We start from the raw sequence: 15,243 nt of genomic DNA, 5'->3' as shown, positions 1-15,243 counted from the left end.
AATTCATGCGCCGGGCGATGCCTTGCGCGTTCTGTCCGTGTCGCCCTCGAACGACAGCCAGGCGACCAGTGCGACGATCACCGTCAGGAAGGCGAGGCTGGTGTAGATCGTGCCGAGGCCGATGCCGCCATATTCGCGCGACTGGGACAGCAGGTCGCCGAGCGATGCGCCGAGCGGGCGTGTCAGGATGTAGGCGAGCCAGAACATCAACACCGCATTGGCGCCGAGCGCGTAGGCCGCAGCGATCGTCGCGATCAGTGCCGCGAACGCGACCACTCCGACATTGAAGCCAAGGCCCAGCGCTTCGGTCGCAAGGTCGCCCGCCGCCGTGCCGAGCGCGAATGTGAAGAGGATCGCCGCCCAGTAGAACAATTCGCGCCGGGTGGTCACGATGCTGTGGATCGACAGCGTCCGTTCGACCGCGAACCAGATCGCGAAAGTCGCGGCCAGGGCGATCGAGAAGGCGGCCGTGCTGACGTAGAGACTGATCTCAAGCTTGTCGGTCAGCGCATCGGTAATCTGCGTCCCGACGATGCTGACGAGAACGACCGTCAGCCAGTAGATCCAAGGTACGTACCGGTCCATCCGCAGCTGGATGACGAGCACCGCGGCCAGCAGTCCGGCCATCAGCAGTCCGGTCACGCTTGTTCCGAGGCCGACATGAACCGCAAGATAATCGGCGCCGGTCTCGCCGACCGTGGTCGACATGATCTTGATCAGCCAGAAGACGAGGGTGACTTCGGGGACCTTGTTCAGCATGCAGCGGCCGATGCGTCTGATATCCTGCACGGTGTGAAGCTCCGCTTTGATGTGGTCGGCGGTTCCGCCGGGTTCGAAAGGGAGCGTGCACTGCGTGACTTAGCCCCGCCTTAGGCGGCCGGACCGGCCGCGATTTGGACGCAGAAAGCCCTAAGCCGCGGCTAAGTCGAAGCTGATATGATCGCGCGGGCGTCGCGGTTGATCAGGGCGACGCAGTTTTCGCCGGGCATGCCTCTGGCGCGGATCGGGATGGATTGCCGGGCGATGCGGGTGCTCTTGGTTGAGGATGACAGGATGATCGGCGCCGCCGTCGTCGAGGCGCTGAGGGATGCCGCCTATGCGGTGGACTGGGTGCGCGACGGCGACCTCGCCATCGAAGCCAGCCGCAGCGAGACCTACGACATCGCGCTGCTCGATCTCGGGCTGCCATCGACTGATGGTCTCGACGTCCTCAAGGCGATCCGGGAGGGCTCCTCGCGCCTTCCCGTGATCATTCTCACCGCGCGCGATGCCCTGAACGATCGGATCCGGGGGCTCGATCTCGGCGCCGACGACTACCTGGTCAAGCCATTCGAGATCGCGGAGTTGCTGGCGCGCATGCGCGCCGTGCTGCGACGCGAGGGCAGCGGAGCGCCGCCGGTCCTGACCAACGGCGAGCTTCAACTCGACCCGGCAACGCGGGAAGCCAGTTTCTGCAAGGAAAAAGCCGTCCTCAGCGCACGCGAATTCGCCCTGCTTCAGGCGCTGCTGAACCGGCCGGGGACGATCCTGTCCCGTGCCGAGCTCGAACGCCAGATCTACGGCTGGAGCGAAGAGGTCGAGAGCAACGCGGTCGAGTTCCTGATCCACGCCGTGCGCAGAAAACTCGGCGCCACGGCGATCAGGAACGTGCGGGGCGTCGGATGGATGGTGGATCGTTCGCGATGATGAGATCGTTGCGCGGACGCCTGTTCGTCGGATTGACCGCGATCATCCTGTTGACCGGCGCCGTCGGCGGAGCGCTGGCGTACAGATGGGCCTACAGCGAAGCGATCGAGACGCAGGACTCCGTCCTGATCCAGATCGGCAGCTTCGCGATGAGCGCCTCGATCAGGCAAAGCCGGCCTGTCACCGGCATCGACGCGGAAGCCGAGGTTGCCGTTGTCGAGCTGGGCGAGGCGCCCCGCGGCTCCGCCGACGATCAGCGGCTTTGGGGACTGAAGGATGGGCTGCACAATGATGTCTATCACGGGCAGCCGGTACGCGTGCTGCTTCGGACACGGCCGGACGCCAGCCGCTTTGCGGTGACGCAGCGCACCGAGATCCGTACGGAAATTGCAGGCGACATGGCGGTGCGCACGCTGCTGCCGATCGCAGCGCTGGTGCCGTGCCTGCTGTTGATGACTGCATTCGTGATCGCGCGATCGTTCCGGCCGATGTTGCACCTCGCCGGCGATCTCGACGCCAGCAGGGTGGACGACATCGGCGAATTGCCGGTGACGGGCGCGCCGAGCGAGCTCCAGCCGTTTCTTGGCTCGATCAACGGGCTGCTGGGACGGATGCGCGTCATGATGGACCAGCAACGGCGTTTCATCGCCGACGCTGCCCACGAACTTCGAACGCCGGTCACCGCGCTCAGCCTGCAAGCGGAAAATCTCGCTTCCGTCGACATGCCGGCGGAGACGCGTGACCGGCTGGATGCGCTGAAGAGCGGCATGCGGAGGACGAAGCATCTGCTCGAGCAACTTCTCGCGCTCGCGCGTCAGGACGCCGCGCCGTCCCCCGTGAGCGCACGCGTGGAGCTGGACAAGATCGCAAAGGGCATTGTTTCGGATCTGCTGCCGGAGGCCGCAGCGCGCAACATCGATCTCGGCTTTGCCGTGGTCGAAGCGGTCGCGGTGAACGGTGATCCGCTGTCCCTGATGTCGGCGATCCGGAACCTGGTCGAGAACGCAATCAAGTTCACGCCGAACGGAGGGGCGGTCGATCTCGGCATCTATCGCGAGGATGGAATGAGCGTCATCCAGATCGAGGACACCGGGCCGGGGATTCCGCCGCAGGATTTGGCACGGGTATCCGAGCCGTTCTTTCGCGGCGGTGAGCCGAGCGGAGAGGGGGCCGGGCTCGGGCTCTCGATCGTGAAGCGAATCGTTGATCATGCCACGGGTTCGGTCCTGTTCGAAAATGTGGCCGGCGCCGGACGTTCGGGCTTGCGCGTGACCGTCAGGCTGCCGGCGGCCGATCGATGAGGTCGGGCAGCGGCAAAATCCGCGGCAGGCGCGCGGCATCACTGCCGCTGCATCTTGAGACCCGCCCGGCTTGCCGCTACCAGTGCAATCCGGAAGCGATGCCAGGCGCATCGGATAAGGAATATTTCTCATGGCAAACACGACGGCGGAGCTTGAAGCGCTCCTGATGCAGCGGTCGCTGACCGATCCGCAGCTTCTGGCGGCGGCGGAGGCGGCGTCGGACTTCCGCGTCCTGCCCGATGCCACGGTGATCAAGATCGGCGGGCAGAGCGTGATCGATCGTGGCCGCGCCGCGGTCTATCCGCTGGTTGACGAGATCGTCGCGGCCCGCAAGGCGCACAAGCTGCTGATCGGGACCGGCGCGGGCACCCGCGCCCGGCATCTCTATTCGATCGCGGCCGGGCTTCGGCTGCCGGCCGGCGTGCTCTCGCAGCTCGGCGCCTCGGTCGCCGATCAGAATGCCGTGATGCTGGGCCAGCTGCTCGCCAAGCATGGCATCTCCGCGGTCAGCGGCGCCGGGCTGTCGGCCGTGCCGCTTTATCTCGCCGAGGTCAACGCCGTGATCTTCAGCGGCATGCCGCCTTACGGTCTGTGGATGCGGCCCGCGCCCGAGGGGATGATCCCGCCCTATCGCACCGACGCCGGTTGCTTCCTGGTCGCCGAGCAGTTCGGCTGCAAGGCGATGATCTATGTCAAGGACGAGAACGGCCTCTACACCGCGAACCCGAAGACCTCGAAGGGCGCGACCTTCATTCCCAAGATCTCGGTCGCCGATATGAAGGCGAAGGGATTGCAGGATTCGATCCTGGAATTCCCGGTGCTGGATCTGCTCGCCAGCGCGCGGCATGTCCGCCAGGTGCAGGTCGTCAATGGCCTCGTCCCCGGCAATCTCACCCGCGCGCTCGCGGGCGAGCATGTCGGCACCATCATCACCGCGAACTGAGCAGAGACACGACCATGGATGACACCATCAAGCACGTCGCTTCGCCGCTCGCGCGCCAGACCCTGCTCGACAGCGATCTCACCCGTCCCGTCGCCGGCGGACGTCCTATTGCCCTGCTGCCCTGGGTGCAGGTGATCAAGATCGGCGGCCGCTCCATCATGGATCGCGGCCATGAGGCGATCCTGCCGATCGTCGCTGAGCTGCGTTCGCTGCTGCCCGAGCACCGCATGCTGATCCTGACCGGCGCCGGCATCCGCGCCCGCCATCTCTACAGCGTCGGCCTCGATCTCGGACTGCCGGTCGGTTCGCTTCAGCCGCTCGCGGCGAGCGAGGCCGGGCAGAACGGCCATATCCTCGGCTGCCTGCTCGCGCCGGATGGCGTGTCCTATATCGAGCATCCGACCATCGCCAGCCAGCTTGCGATCCATCTCTCCGCAGCTCGCGCGGTGGTCGGCAGCGCGTTTCCGCCCTATCACCATCACGAGTTTCCGAACTCGCGCATCCCGATGCATCGGGCCGACACCGGCGCGTTCCTGATTGCCGATGCGCTCGGCGCAGCCGGCCTCACCATCGTGGAAGATGTCGACGGCGTCTACACCGACGATCCCAATGGTCCGGAGGGCAAGAAGGCGCAGCTGCTGCGCGAGGCGAGCTTCGCCGACCTCGCCAAGCTGAAGGGCACGCTGCCGTTCGATCCTGCGCTGCTCGAGGTGATGGCCAATGCGCGGCACATCGAGCGCGTGCAGGTCGTGAACGGCCTCGTTCCCGGCCGGCTCACCGCGGCGCTGCGCGGCCAGCATGTCGGGTCGATCATCCGCACCGGCGCACGGCCGGCCTGATTTGAGCGGCGGACTCCGCTGCACCTCGCCCCGCGTGCGGGGAGAGGTCGGAACTCAAGCGCTGCTTGAATTCCGGGTGAGGGGGACTCTCCGCAAACGCAGCTGTCACCGAATGCGCGGAGACGGCCCCTCACCCCACCCCTCTCCCCGTAAGAACGGGGAGAGGGAGCTTAACGCTGGCGCGCGGCGATCACTTGATCGTCGCGTGCACGGTGATGACCGAGGTGCCGGACGCCTTCGGCCCCTTACCTGTCGCCTTGATGGCAAACGTGTCGCTGCCCTTGTACTTGGCCTTCGCCCTGTACTCGAAGGTCGTCGCGTTGATCTTCTTCAGCTTGCCGTAGGACGGCTTCTGCGAGATCGACGAGTCCGTCACCGTGCCGCGGATCCCGACCGGGATCTGGCAGCTCGCGCCTGAGGCGACGTCGATATCGCCGGTCGAATTCTCGCCCCAATCCGCCAATGTCACCGACATCGAGCATTCCGGCACGGCCTGCGCCGACAACGCCGCCGTGACACCCGATACTGCAAGGATGAGCGCCAGGGCGGCGACGCTCGACAACTGCGTCGTGACGATACTCGTTTTCATGCAAGGCCCACTGCTGAAGGTTTTCGGCACGGGAATCCTGCAACGTGGGAGCAGGGGTGGCAAGGGCTTCGCCTCACCTGTGTGACACGTGTTGAAGTAACCTCAGCATCTTGTTGTGCGGTTGAAGCCTCACCATCATCACCGCACCGCGATCTGATCGGGACACAAATCGTTCGCGCGACAAGTGAGGGTTCCAATGGCTGAAAGCAACGGCGGTCGAAACGCGCCGCAAGCGGGCTTTGCCGGCGTCTCGCGCAAGACCCTCGAGCGTCTCGCGCTGCCCGGCGATCATCGCGAGCTCATCGTTGCCTTGCAGGATCGCCCTGACATTCCGCATACGCTGTTTCGCAATTGCGACCCGGACCGGCCGCTGCGCTTCCTGACCATCTACGCGCTCGAACCGGGGCGCGCCTACACGATGGAGCCGTGAGGCTCGGGAAGATCGGAAGTAAAATACTACCTTTTATTCACTTGAGGTTTTGCGTTTGCGCCGGCCAGTGCAGGCGGAACGGCCAGGAGCAGGCAAACCGATTCCACTAGGAGCTCATGTGCACGGTCGACGATGTCGTCCAGCGAACTCGTCTTCGCAAACATGGCCTGGGCTTCCGCCAGCAACCGCTCACGCGTCGGGATGCTGGGCAGATGCAGGTCGGCACGATGCTGTAACAGGACAAGCGCTTCCCGCACCGACAACCCGGTTTCGTGCACCGACGATTTGATCGCCTGCGCGATGTATTCGGGATTGAAGCGAGCAGCGAGCTGCTCGGCCGTTCGCTTGATCACACGCGATCCCAAACGCTGCTCGTTGCGGAGAACCTGCGCGGGCGGCGCCTTCAGATCCCAGACGAGGCCAAGCCAGGACAAGGCCACCAGGACATAATAGGTCACATCGATCTCCCACCACCGGAAGCCTTGCCGCGCGCTGCTTTGGTAGGCGTGATGATTGTTGTGCCAACCCTCACCCATCGTAAACAGGGCCAGCAGCCAATTGTTGCGGGAGTCATCGCCCGTAACGTAGCGCTTGCGTCCGTGAACATGCGCGAGCGAGTTGATGCAAAACGTAGCGTGATACAGCAGCACGGTGCTCCAGAAGAAGCCGACCACCAGCCCCGGCCATCCGGCAATGAGGAAGCACAGAGCTGCGACCACGATCGCCGGCAACACCTCGAATCTGTGCAGCCACATCAACTCCGGATACGCGGCAAAGTCGGAAACTTTCGTCAGATCCGTCGCATCGTGCTGTCGATAGAAGATCCAGCCGAGATGACTGTACACGAAGCCTTTATGCCCCGGTGAATGCACATCGTGCTTGGTATCCGAATGAAGATGGTGGTGCCGATGTTTCGCTGCCCACCAGAGCACGCTCTTCTGGGCGCTGCTTTGGGCCAGGAATGCCAGGACGAATTGAAACGTCCGGCTCGTCGAGTAAGCCCGATGCGAGAAGTACCGATGATAGCCGGCGGTGACCGCAAACATGCGCAGCCAGTAGAGAGCGACGCAAATTGCGATCGCTTGCCATGAGACGCCCGACCAGATCGCCGCCAGACACCCTGCATGGACCAGCAGAAACGGGAGAACCTGCGGGTACATGATGTCGTCGTGCTGTAGATCTGGATCGATATTGGTGGACACGCTCGCGACCTCAGTTGCTTCGATGCGCGGGCTGCCCCGCCGGCAGACGGCTCAGATCCTGGTCCTGACGGGCATTGCGCGCGGTGTGACATATAGAACCCTGCGGCCGGGAGACCAGTCGCGGGGTCGCGAAACCAGAGGCTCTGCTAGTACATCGGTCATCAAACCAGCATGGCGCCGATTGCCGCAGCTTACGCGGCGCGCAAACTAGCAGATTTGCCGATCCCGCGCTCTGCAACGATTTCAAAAGAAACCTTCGGTGTCCCTCGTTGAGGGGGGCCATCGTGCGGTTGCGGGCATCTGCGCTAGTCCTTCTTCGCCGTCAGCCCGTCGACCATCGCGCGCGTCAATGTCGAAATCTCGCTGCGCAGCGCGCCGATCGGCACCGCGATCAGCTTGTGCTCCAGCCCGAGCGCCACCATGCCGTGCACGGCGGAGAACAGGCTGCGCGCGGTGACGCCAAGCTGTGCCGGTGAACGCTGCGGAAACAACGCGGCGAGCGGTTTGTAGATGTGGCGGAACAACTCCATCTGCTCGGTGATGGCCCATTCCGGCACCGGCTTGCCGGGCTGCATGCGATGCTCGAACAGCGCGCGCCACAGTTCGAGATTGTCGGCGGCGAAGTCGCAATAGGCGACCGCGATCCGCACCAGCATCTCGCGCGGCGCCGCCGCGGCGCCGATCTCGGCCAGCGACAGCGAGGCATCCAGTCGGGCCAGCGTGCGCGAGCCGACCCGCAGGATCAGCTCGTCGACATCCTCGACCAGATTGTAAACGCCGCCATTGGCGACGCCGATTTCCTGGGCCAGCTCGCGGGTTTTGAGGCCGCCGAGACCCTTTGCCGCAATCGCCCGTTCCGCCGCCTCGATCAGCGCTTCGCGCAGTTTTGCACGTCGTTCCAATGCTTTGGACATGTTTCACCGGTCATTAACCGCATACTTGAGCGTCGCTCGAATAATACTTGAGCAATGCTCATTATGTGGTACAAGAGATTCATGAGCGATGCTCATAGCAGGGAGCGATCAAATGTTCAAAACTGTTTTGACGATTTTCCGCGGCAGCGTTGCGGCAGCGGAGGAGGAACTGCAAGACCGGACAGCGCTGGTCGTCCTCGACCAGCAGATGCGCGATGCGGCCGCCGCCGTTGACCGCTCGAAGCGGACCCTCGCGCTCGCCATCGCCGGCGACGCTCAGGAGGGCCGGCGGCTCGAGGCCACCAACGCCCGGATCGCCGATCTCGAGGTGCGCGCGTCGGCGGCGCTCGAGGGCGGCCGCGAAGACCTCGCCCGCGAAGCCGCGCAGGCGATCGCCAATCTCGAGGCCGAACGCGATGCCGCGATGACCGCGCGCACGCTGTTCGCCACCGAGATCACCCGGCTGAAGCGCCACGTCGCCAATGCCGAGGCGCGCATTGCCGAGCTCGATCGCGGCCGCAGGCTGGCCCGTGCCTCGGAGGCGGTGCGTTCGCTGCGCCGGAGCGGCATCGAGGCGGCGCGTCCCTACGAATCGACGCTGCCGGAAGCGGAAGCGACGCTGAAGCGACTGCGCGAACGGCAGATGGAGATCCAGGCCGCGGATGACGCGCTGTTCGAGATCGACACCGCCTCGGGCCCGCTCGCCACCGCCGAGAAACTTGCGGAACAGGGTTTTGGTCCGCGCATGAAGTCGACCGCCGACGACGTGCTGGCGCGGCTGAAAGCCAAGCGCCCGAACGCAGCCTGACACCTCGAGCCTGAAACCAAGCAACTTCAAACCACACATCATCAAGGAGACGATCATGAACCAGACCATCCAACCCCACAGCAGCGCATGGGTCACCTTCACCTACGTGTCCTTTGCAGCCTCCGCCTTCCTCGTCGCCGTCGGCATTTTCTTCCTGCCGGTCAGCCTCTGGATGCAGGGCTATCTCGCGATGGGCATCGTGATGCTGATCCAGACCTGCATTACGCTGACGAAGACGGTGCGCGACAACTACGAGAGCAGCAAGTTCGTGAACCGCATCGAGGACGCCAAGGCCGAGCGCCTGCTGATGGAAGTCTCCAAGTCGGGTTGAGCCGGGGGCCGAATGCAAAACGGCGGGGGATCTTCACCCGCCGCTTTTGCCGACAAAGGACCCATTCCCTCCGCGTCATTGCGAGGAGCTCGCGACAAAATTGCTGTGCAATTTTGCGCTGAAGCGACGAAGCAATCCATTGTCCCGCATATGCTGCGAGATGGATTGCTTCGCTTCGCTCGCAATGACGGGTGGATAGCCTGCCAACACTCACCGCCAACTTGTTCCGTTTCCGGAAGGCCTTGTTTACCCTGCGGCGAACAGCGTCAAGTTGCGCTCATGGCTCCTTAACAGGGGTGAGTGCAGAGATCGCGCCCGAGGGACAGAGAAATGGCGTCCACCGACAATCCCACACCGGCTTCGCGCGGCAGCTCGGGCCTAGCGAAGGCGCGCGCGGCCTTTGACGGGCTGCGCAGCCATGCCGGCTTCTGGCTGAAGGCGCTGTCGCAGCCGACCATCGATCTCACCTTGCGCACCCAGGCCGGCCAACGCACCCGGATCGTCGAATCGCCGGGCCTGTCGCTGCCGAAGGACGAGCTCGACGCGCTGGTCGCGCAGCTCCGCATCGTCGCCGCGAAGACGCTGCCCGAGGAGAGCCTGACCTACGGCATCTTCTCCGGCGAGCCCGAGTGGCTGTCGCGCGCCGTTATCACGCTGATCTCGGAGGAAGACACCGGCCGGCCGATCGCCTTCAACGCCCTGTCGGTGATGGACGTACCGCTCGACGGCGAGCCGGCTGAAGTGACGCATCTCGGCCTTGTCATGGTCGATCCCGATGTGCGCGGGCAGGGGCTGTCCTGGGTGCTCTATGGCCTGACCGCGCTGGTGCTGTTCGCGCGCGACGGCCTGCGGCCGAAATGGATATCCAACGTCACCCAGGTGCCGGCGGTGGTCGGCATGGTCAGCGACACGTTCTCGGACGTGTTCCCGTCGCCACTGCCTGGCGCGCGGCAGAGTTTTGCGCATCTGCAGCTCGCGCGTGGCATCATGGCGCGGCATCGCGCGGTGTTCGGCGTCGGCGAGGAAGCCGGCTTCGACGAGGCGCGCTCGGTCATCACCAACGCCTATACCGGCGGCTCGGACGCATTGAAGAAGACCTTCGAGATCGCGCCGAAGCACCGCAATGCGGTCTACAACGAATTCTGCGAGCGCGAGCTGGATTACGGCCGCGGCGACGATGTGCTGCAGCTCGGCCGGGTCGATCTGGCCGGCGCGCGCCGCTATGTCATGAGCGAGGTGCCCTCGGGCTCGCTGCCGGCATTGCTCGCGGCATCCGCGATGCTGGCGCTGCAACGGCTGGTGCTGCCGGTGGTCTACTGGCTGGACGACAGCCGCGCCTTCGGCACGCTGCGGCCGCGCCGGCAGGAGAACGGGGCCGCGCGATGAATTTCGACTATTACTCCTTCACCGGCCGCAACATCGGCTTCATCGACGAGCACGAGCAGCAGCTGCTGCGCCAGGCGCGGGTGTTCGTCTGCGGCGTCGGCGGCATGGGCGGCGCGGCCTTCATGGCGCTGGCGCGTGCCGGTGTCGGCAAATTCGTGATCGCGGATATCGACCGCTTCGAGGTCTCCAACCTCAACCGCCAGGTGTTTGCCTTCGCCGACGAGGTCGGCCGCGAGAAGGCGGCGGTCGCCGCCGAAGCCGCCAAACGCATCAACCCGACCATCGAGATCGAGGTGCTCGGCGAGAACTGGACCAGCGAGCTCGCCGGAATTGCCGCGCGCTGCCCTGTGATCGTCAACGGCATGGACGATATCGCCGCCGGCGTGCATTTGTACCGGATTGCCAAGCGCGCGGATTCAACCGTGATCGACGCCTATATGTCGCCACTGCCGTCGGTGATCGTGGTGCGCCCGAACGATCCCAGGCCCGAGCAGCGCCTTGGTTTTCCCACGCTCGGCAAGGACTGGACTGCTATCACTGACGACGACCGCCGCGCCGCGATGCGTGCCGAGATCGAGCACGTGATGCTGCATTCCTCCTCGCGCAACTATGTCGATCTCGCGATCGCCGGCGAAGTCGCGGCCGGTCGCCGCAGCCGGATGTCGTTCGCGCCGATGGTGATCTCGACCGGCATGCTGATGGCCTATGAGGCGGTCGCGCTGATCCTCGGCCGTACCTCCGGCACCGACTGCCGCGGCTGGTTCCTCAACCCGCATCGGCCGGCGATCGAGAAGCCGCGCAATGCGCTGGTCGCCGCCCTGATGCGTCCGCTGGTGCGGCGCGCCATCGACGAATTGACGGGCGGCAAATGACCTCCGGGGTGATCGCCGACTCCATCGTCAATCTCTGCGGCGCCATCGGTGTCGCGGTGGCGATGATGACGTTCTATCGGCGTGATCCCAAGAGCCCGCTGACCCGCCGGCTGCTGCTGGCGCTCGGTGTGATCGCGACCCTGTTCCTCGATCGCGGCCTCGCCTGGTGGAGTGGAAGCTTTGTGCTCGACCGCCTCTCGGTGATCCCGGCCGCGCTGATCCCGCTTGGCGCGCTGATCGTCACCGAAGGCATTCTGCGACGGCACGCGCCGCGCGCGGTCAAGATCGCAGCGCTCGGAGGCGCCATCCTGCTCGGCCTCGGCGGCACCTTCGGGCTGCAACGCTTTGTGATGCCCTATGCGGTCACGCTGGCGCTGTTCCAGCTGCTGGCCTTCGCCACCTGCGCGCTGCTGCTGGCGACGCGCGACCGCGCCGCGCTGATGGCCTCGGAGAACCGCAGCATCGGCCGCATGGCGGTCGGCGCGCTGGTGGTGATCCCGTTCATCCTCACCGACTTCCGTACGCTATTTCCGGACATTCCGGTCCGGCTCGGCGCGCTGGGCGCGCTGCTGACGGTGACCGTGATGCTGATCGCCGGCGGCGGCCCCGAGACCCGCCGGCACGGGCTTGCGATGATGGCGCTGCGGCTTATCTCTTCGGGTCTGCTGGGCCTTGCCGCCGCCTTCATGGCGCCTGACGTCGACGCTGCGCAGATGGTGCGGTTCGTCGCGGTCGCGATCGCCGGCGTGCTGACCATCGGGTTGATGACGGACGCATTGCGGGCGCTGTTCGAATCGCAGGAGCCGGGCGTGCTCAATTCGGTCGCGGCCTCGCCGGCACAGACCCGCGAGCAGTTGATCGCCGAGCTCGCGCGGCATCCGATCTTTGAAAGCGCGCGGCGTTTTCGCGAAGGCGAGCTTGCGCTCTACGATCCGCCGCTGTTGCGCGATTTCCTGTCGACGCGGCGCGTGCTGCGCCGGTCCGATGCGCCGTGGGGGCTGCCGCTGACCGATCCGGCTGCCGAGCGCATGGTCTCGTTGATGACTGCCAACAACGCCTCCCATGTCATCGTGCTCGCGCATGATCCACTCGACCTCATTGTGCTCGCCGTACCCGTGACCGCGGCCGATCCCGCCACCGAAACCGCGCTGGCGCTGGTGCGGCGGCTGTTGGCATTGACCCCGGAGGCAAAATGAATCTCGAGATCCGGGAGGGCGACCGCAAATCGGCATTCGACGCCGCCCTCAATGCCTATGGCCCGGACAGCCTCTACGTGCCGCCGCTGTGGAGCGACTTCGACCGGATGTTCGATCCGGCAAAGAACCCGTTCGTCACCGAAGGCCATGGCCGCTATGCGCTGTTTTCCGCGCATCGCGACGGAAAGCCGGTCGGCCGTATCGCTGCCTCGATCCACGATGCCTCCAACCGCAAGCACGGCACCCGTCACGGTGCGTTCGGCTTCTTCGACTGTATCGACGATGTTGAGGTCGCCGATGCGTTGCTGCGGGTCGCCGAGCAATGGCTGTCGGCGCGCGGCATGAGCCGGGTCGCCGGCAATTTCAATCTCACGGCGATGCAGCAGATCGGCGTCATGACCGACGGCTTCGACCATGCGCCGTTCACCGACATGATGTGGTCGCCGCCGCACATCGCGCAGCATCTCGAACGCGCCGGTTATGCCGCGACCTTCCCGATGACGACGTTCGAGATCGCGCTCGATGGCGGCAAGCCGGAGCAGCTGCTCGGCGACAAGCAGCGCGCGGTGCTGGCCAATACGGATTTCGTGTGGCAGCCGATCAAGCGCTCCGCCTTCAAGGCGCGGCTGGAGGATGCGCGGCTGATCCTGAACGATGGCTTTGCCGACAATCCGATGTTCGTGCCGCCGACCGCGGCCGAATATCTGTTCCAGGCCGGCGACATGATGTGGATCATCGACAATCGGATCTCCACGGTGATCTATCACCGCGGCCGGCCCGCCGGGGCGATCATCGCGATCCCCGACCTCAATCCGCTGATCAAGGCGATCGGCGGCCGGGTTGGGCTGACGGCGCCGTTCAAGTTCGTGCAGCACCGCATGCTGAACACGCGCGCCGTGCTGATCTATCAGTCGGTCTGCCGCGACCTGCACAATCGCGGCCTCAACGGCGCGATGCTCTACCGCACCGCGCTGGCGTTGCAGGAGGCCGGCTACCGCACCCTCGGCGGCACCTGGATCGCAGATATCAACGGCCCCTCGCTGCGCCAGGTCGAGAAGGCCGGCGCCACGCCGCTGCACCGGCTGCATCTGTTCACCAAGCGGCTGGCCGCGGCATGAGCGCGCTGACGCCGGATCTGCTGCGCGAGCTGGTCGCGGAGGCGCGGCTGGCGCCGAGCGTCCACAATATCCAGCCCACGCGCTGGCGGCTGCTCGGCGATGGGCGGCTGGCGCTGGTCGACGATGTCAGCGTGCGCGCGCCGGTCGCCGACCCCGCGGGGCACGATGTGCTGGTGTCGCACGGCGCGGCGCTGGAGGGCATGAGCCTCGCGCTCAACCGCCGCGGCTTCGCGATCACGGGCATGACGACGATCGAGCAGCAACTGTCGGCGCAGTTTGCCGTGCTCTGCAACTTTGCGATCAGGCAAGGTGTCGCGCCCGACCCGTTGGCCGGCCATGTGGCGAGCCGTATGTCATGGCGCGGCAAATATGCGGCGTCGCCGGATGACGGCACATCCGTGGTGCAGCTTGCCATCGCACGTGACGATCTGATCTGCATCAGTCATCGCCCGACGATTGCCGATATCGCCGGGTGGGCCGGCCAGGCCGAGTTCTCCTTTATCCGCGGCGACGACTACCGGGCCGAGCTGCTCGCATGGATGCGGCTGTCGCCCGGTCATCCGCACTATCTGCTTGACGGTCTCAACCGTGACGCGCTGGCCATGAATTCCGTCGAGGCCACCGCCGCCGGTTTCGTGCTCGGCGGGCTGTTCAAGCCGCTGGATCGTCTCGGCCTCGCGGCATTGCTGCTTGCCGACAGCGCCAAGACCGCCTCGGCATCGGCGATCGTCCTGTTTTGCCGTCCGGTCGGTGAGGATCCACTCACGACGGGACGGCACTTCTACCGCAGCTGGCTGGAGATCGATCGTGCCGGTTTCGCGGCCTGTCCGATCTCGGCGCTGGCAGACCATCCTGACTTCAACGATCGGCTGCGCAAGCTCGGCAAGGTCGACGCCGATCTGCGCCTCGTCAACGTGTTCCGTGTCGGCCGGCCATCAAAACCGTTGAAACCTCGCCATTTCCGGCTGCCGGTCGATCAGCTCATCATCTAGATTTTTGTCTTGACGCGTTTTCTTCAAGCGAACCGGTATCCACTTCGCTCGAAAACGCTCTAGGATGCGCTCACAAAAAGAGCGCGATACCCGCTGTCAAAGCTTCACGGGGTCGTGCTATGACGCCGCCCGCTAACCAATGACCGGTGGGGATGATGTCGAAGCAATCGTTGCGCGAGGAGGCCGAGCGCCTGATCCGCGAGACCATGGAAAAGCGGAACCTGGTCATCAAGCAGGGCACGACCCGGATCGAGGCGGTCTGCGGCAAGTGCGGCGCGCCGAACCGGGTGCAGGCGGAAAAGGGCCAGACCCGCGTCAAGTTCACCTGCAAGAACTGCGACCACAAGCAGGAAACGCTGTAAGACGGGCCCCTACTGTTGTTCCGTCATCCTGAGGAGCCGCGAAGCGGCGTCTCGAAGGATCGACGGCCACCGGCAGGGCTGTGCATCCTTCGAGACGCGCGCAAGAGCGCTTTCCTCAGGATGACGGTGATCGCTTTGTACGGTGAGTTAGATGGGATAACGGGCCGGCGAGCTGCTAGCAAGCCGCTCACTCGCTACGGCGCTGGTGGTGGCGCGCTCGCTCGCGGCTTGCTGGTTAAGGCGGTCGTCCCTCAGATTGATGGTGTTTGAACGG

General features: G+C 65.1%; 17 protein-coding genes. 13 read left to right on the top strand and 4 right to left on the bottom strand.

Annotated features, from left to right (window positions below; genetic code table 11):
* Positions 1 to 3 precede the first annotated feature (3 nt).
* Positions 4 to 780: a COG4705 family protein gene (locus tag FNJ47_RS24630; protein WP_163157791.1), complete on the bottom strand. Its 777-nt coding sequence runs from the start codon at positions 778 to 780 to the stop codon at positions 4 to 6.
* 243 nt (positions 781 to 1,023) lie between these two features.
* On the opposite strand from FNJ47_RS24630, the gene FNJ47_RS24625 reads away from it, so the two are divergent.
* The 4 genes from FNJ47_RS24625 (at position 1,024) to FNJ47_RS24610 (ending at position 4,769) form a co-directional block, all read left to right on the top strand.
* Positions 1,024 to 1,686 (top strand): response regulator transcription factor, encoded by a 663-nt coding sequence (locus tag FNJ47_RS24625; RefSeq protein WP_163157789.1) that lies wholly within the window; start codon positions 1,024 to 1,026, stop codon positions 1,684 to 1,686.
* The gene (locus FNJ47_RS24620) at positions 1,683 to 2,987 is read left to right on the top strand and encodes a sensor histidine kinase (protein ID WP_163157757.1); all 1,305 of its coding nucleotides are present in this window, start codon (positions 1,683 to 1,685) and stop codon (positions 2,985 to 2,987) included. The genes FNJ47_RS24625 and FNJ47_RS24620 overlap by 4 nt, the downstream gene beginning before the upstream one ends.
* Before the next feature lie 130 nt (positions 2,988 to 3,117).
* On the top strand, positions 3,118 to 3,930 hold the full coding sequence (locus FNJ47_RS24615; RefSeq protein ID WP_163157755.1) for an amino acid kinase family protein: 813 nt from the start codon (positions 3,118 to 3,120) through the stop codon (positions 3,928 to 3,930).
* Positions 3,931 to 3,944: 14 nt separating this feature from the next.
* Entirely contained in the window at positions 3,945 to 4,769 is an 825-nt protein-coding gene (locus FNJ47_RS24610) for an amino acid kinase family protein (RefSeq protein WP_163157753.1), read from the top strand.
* A 190-nt stretch (positions 4,770 to 4,959) separates the two neighbouring features.
* Here FNJ47_RS24610 and FNJ47_RS24605 read toward each other — a convergent pair whose 3' ends face one another.
* Positions 4,960 to 5,358, bottom strand: a complete 399-nt coding sequence (locus tag FNJ47_RS24605) for a hypothetical protein (RefSeq protein ID WP_236000085.1) — start codon at positions 5,356 to 5,358, stop codon at positions 4,960 to 4,962.
* Positions 5,359 to 5,554: 196 nt separating this feature from the next.
* Here FNJ47_RS24605 and FNJ47_RS24600 point away from each other — a divergent pair, with 196 nt between their 5' ends.
* Complete coding sequence (locus FNJ47_RS24600) at positions 5,555 to 5,788, top strand: hypothetical protein (protein WP_163157751.1); 234 nt, start codon at positions 5,555 to 5,557, stop codon at positions 5,786 to 5,788.
* 26 nt (positions 5,789 to 5,814) lie between these two features.
* On the opposite strand, the gene FNJ47_RS24595 is transcribed toward FNJ47_RS24600, so the two are convergent.
* Both FNJ47_RS24595 and FNJ47_RS24590 read right to left on the bottom strand, forming a co-directional pair.
* Positions 5,815 to 6,948 carry an acyl-CoA desaturase gene (locus FNJ47_RS24595; RefSeq protein WP_163157785.1) on the bottom strand — a complete coding sequence of 378 codons (1,134 nt, stop codon included), beginning with the start codon at positions 6,946 to 6,948 and terminating at the stop codon, positions 5,815 to 5,817.
* A 347-nt stretch (positions 6,949 to 7,295) separates the two neighbouring features.
* Positions 7,296 to 7,904: a TetR/AcrR family transcriptional regulator gene (locus tag FNJ47_RS24590; RefSeq protein ID WP_163157749.1), complete on the bottom strand. Its 609-nt coding sequence runs from the start codon at positions 7,902 to 7,904 to the stop codon at positions 7,296 to 7,298.
* A gap of 112 nt (positions 7,905 to 8,016) precedes the next feature.
* Between FNJ47_RS24590 and FNJ47_RS24585 the strand changes: the two genes are divergently transcribed.
* From FNJ47_RS24585 to FNJ47_RS24550, 8 genes are all read left to right on the top strand, one after another.
* A complete protein-coding gene (locus tag FNJ47_RS24585) occupies positions 8,017 to 8,712 on the top strand; it encodes a PspA/IM30 family protein (protein ID WP_163157747.1) in 696 nt (231 codons plus the stop codon).
* A 55-nt stretch (positions 8,713 to 8,767) separates the two neighbouring features.
* Positions 8,768 to 9,043, top strand: a complete 276-nt coding sequence (locus FNJ47_RS24580) for a YiaA/YiaB family inner membrane protein (RefSeq protein WP_163157744.1) — start codon at positions 8,768 to 8,770, stop codon at positions 9,041 to 9,043.
* Positions 9,044 to 9,373: 330 nt separating this feature from the next.
* Positions 9,374 to 10,429, top strand: a complete 1,056-nt coding sequence (locus FNJ47_RS24575) for a hypothetical protein (protein ID WP_206685347.1) — start codon at positions 9,374 to 9,376, stop codon at positions 10,427 to 10,429.
* Entirely contained in the window at positions 10,426 to 11,301 is an 876-nt protein-coding gene (locus FNJ47_RS24570; RefSeq protein ID WP_163157742.1) for a HesA/MoeB/ThiF family protein, read from the top strand. Before FNJ47_RS24575 ends, FNJ47_RS24570 begins: the two co-directional genes overlap by 4 nt.
* The gene (locus FNJ47_RS24565) at positions 11,298 to 12,497 is read left to right on the top strand and encodes a hypothetical protein (RefSeq protein WP_163157740.1); all 1,200 of its coding nucleotides are present in this window, start codon (positions 11,298 to 11,300) and stop codon (positions 12,495 to 12,497) included. Before FNJ47_RS24570 ends, FNJ47_RS24565 begins: the two co-directional genes overlap by 4 nt.
* Positions 12,494 to 13,615, top strand: coding sequence for a GNAT family N-acetyltransferase (locus tag FNJ47_RS24560; RefSeq protein WP_163157738.1), 1,122 nt, complete (start codon positions 12,494 to 12,496; stop codon positions 13,613 to 13,615). The genes FNJ47_RS24565 and FNJ47_RS24560 overlap by 4 nt, the downstream gene beginning before the upstream one ends.
* Positions 13,612 to 14,607, top strand: a complete 996-nt coding sequence (locus FNJ47_RS24555) for a nitroreductase family protein (protein ID WP_163157736.1) — start codon at positions 13,612 to 13,614, stop codon at positions 14,605 to 14,607. Before FNJ47_RS24560 ends, FNJ47_RS24555 begins: the two co-directional genes overlap by 4 nt.
* Before the next feature lie 155 nt (positions 14,608 to 14,762).
* A complete protein-coding gene (locus FNJ47_RS24550; protein WP_035651034.1) occupies positions 14,763 to 14,969 on the top strand; it encodes a hypothetical protein in 207 nt (68 codons plus the stop codon).
* The last annotated feature ends 274 nt before the right edge of the window (positions 14,970 to 15,243 follow it).

Source organism: Bradyrhizobium uaiense (genome assembly GCF_010811875.1).
GTDB lineage: Bacteria > Pseudomonadota > Alphaproteobacteria > Rhizobiales > Xanthobacteraceae > Bradyrhizobium > Bradyrhizobium uaiense.
The sequence above is the reverse complement of the archived record's forward strand: the minus strand, read 5'-3'. Positions and strand labels throughout refer to the sequence as shown.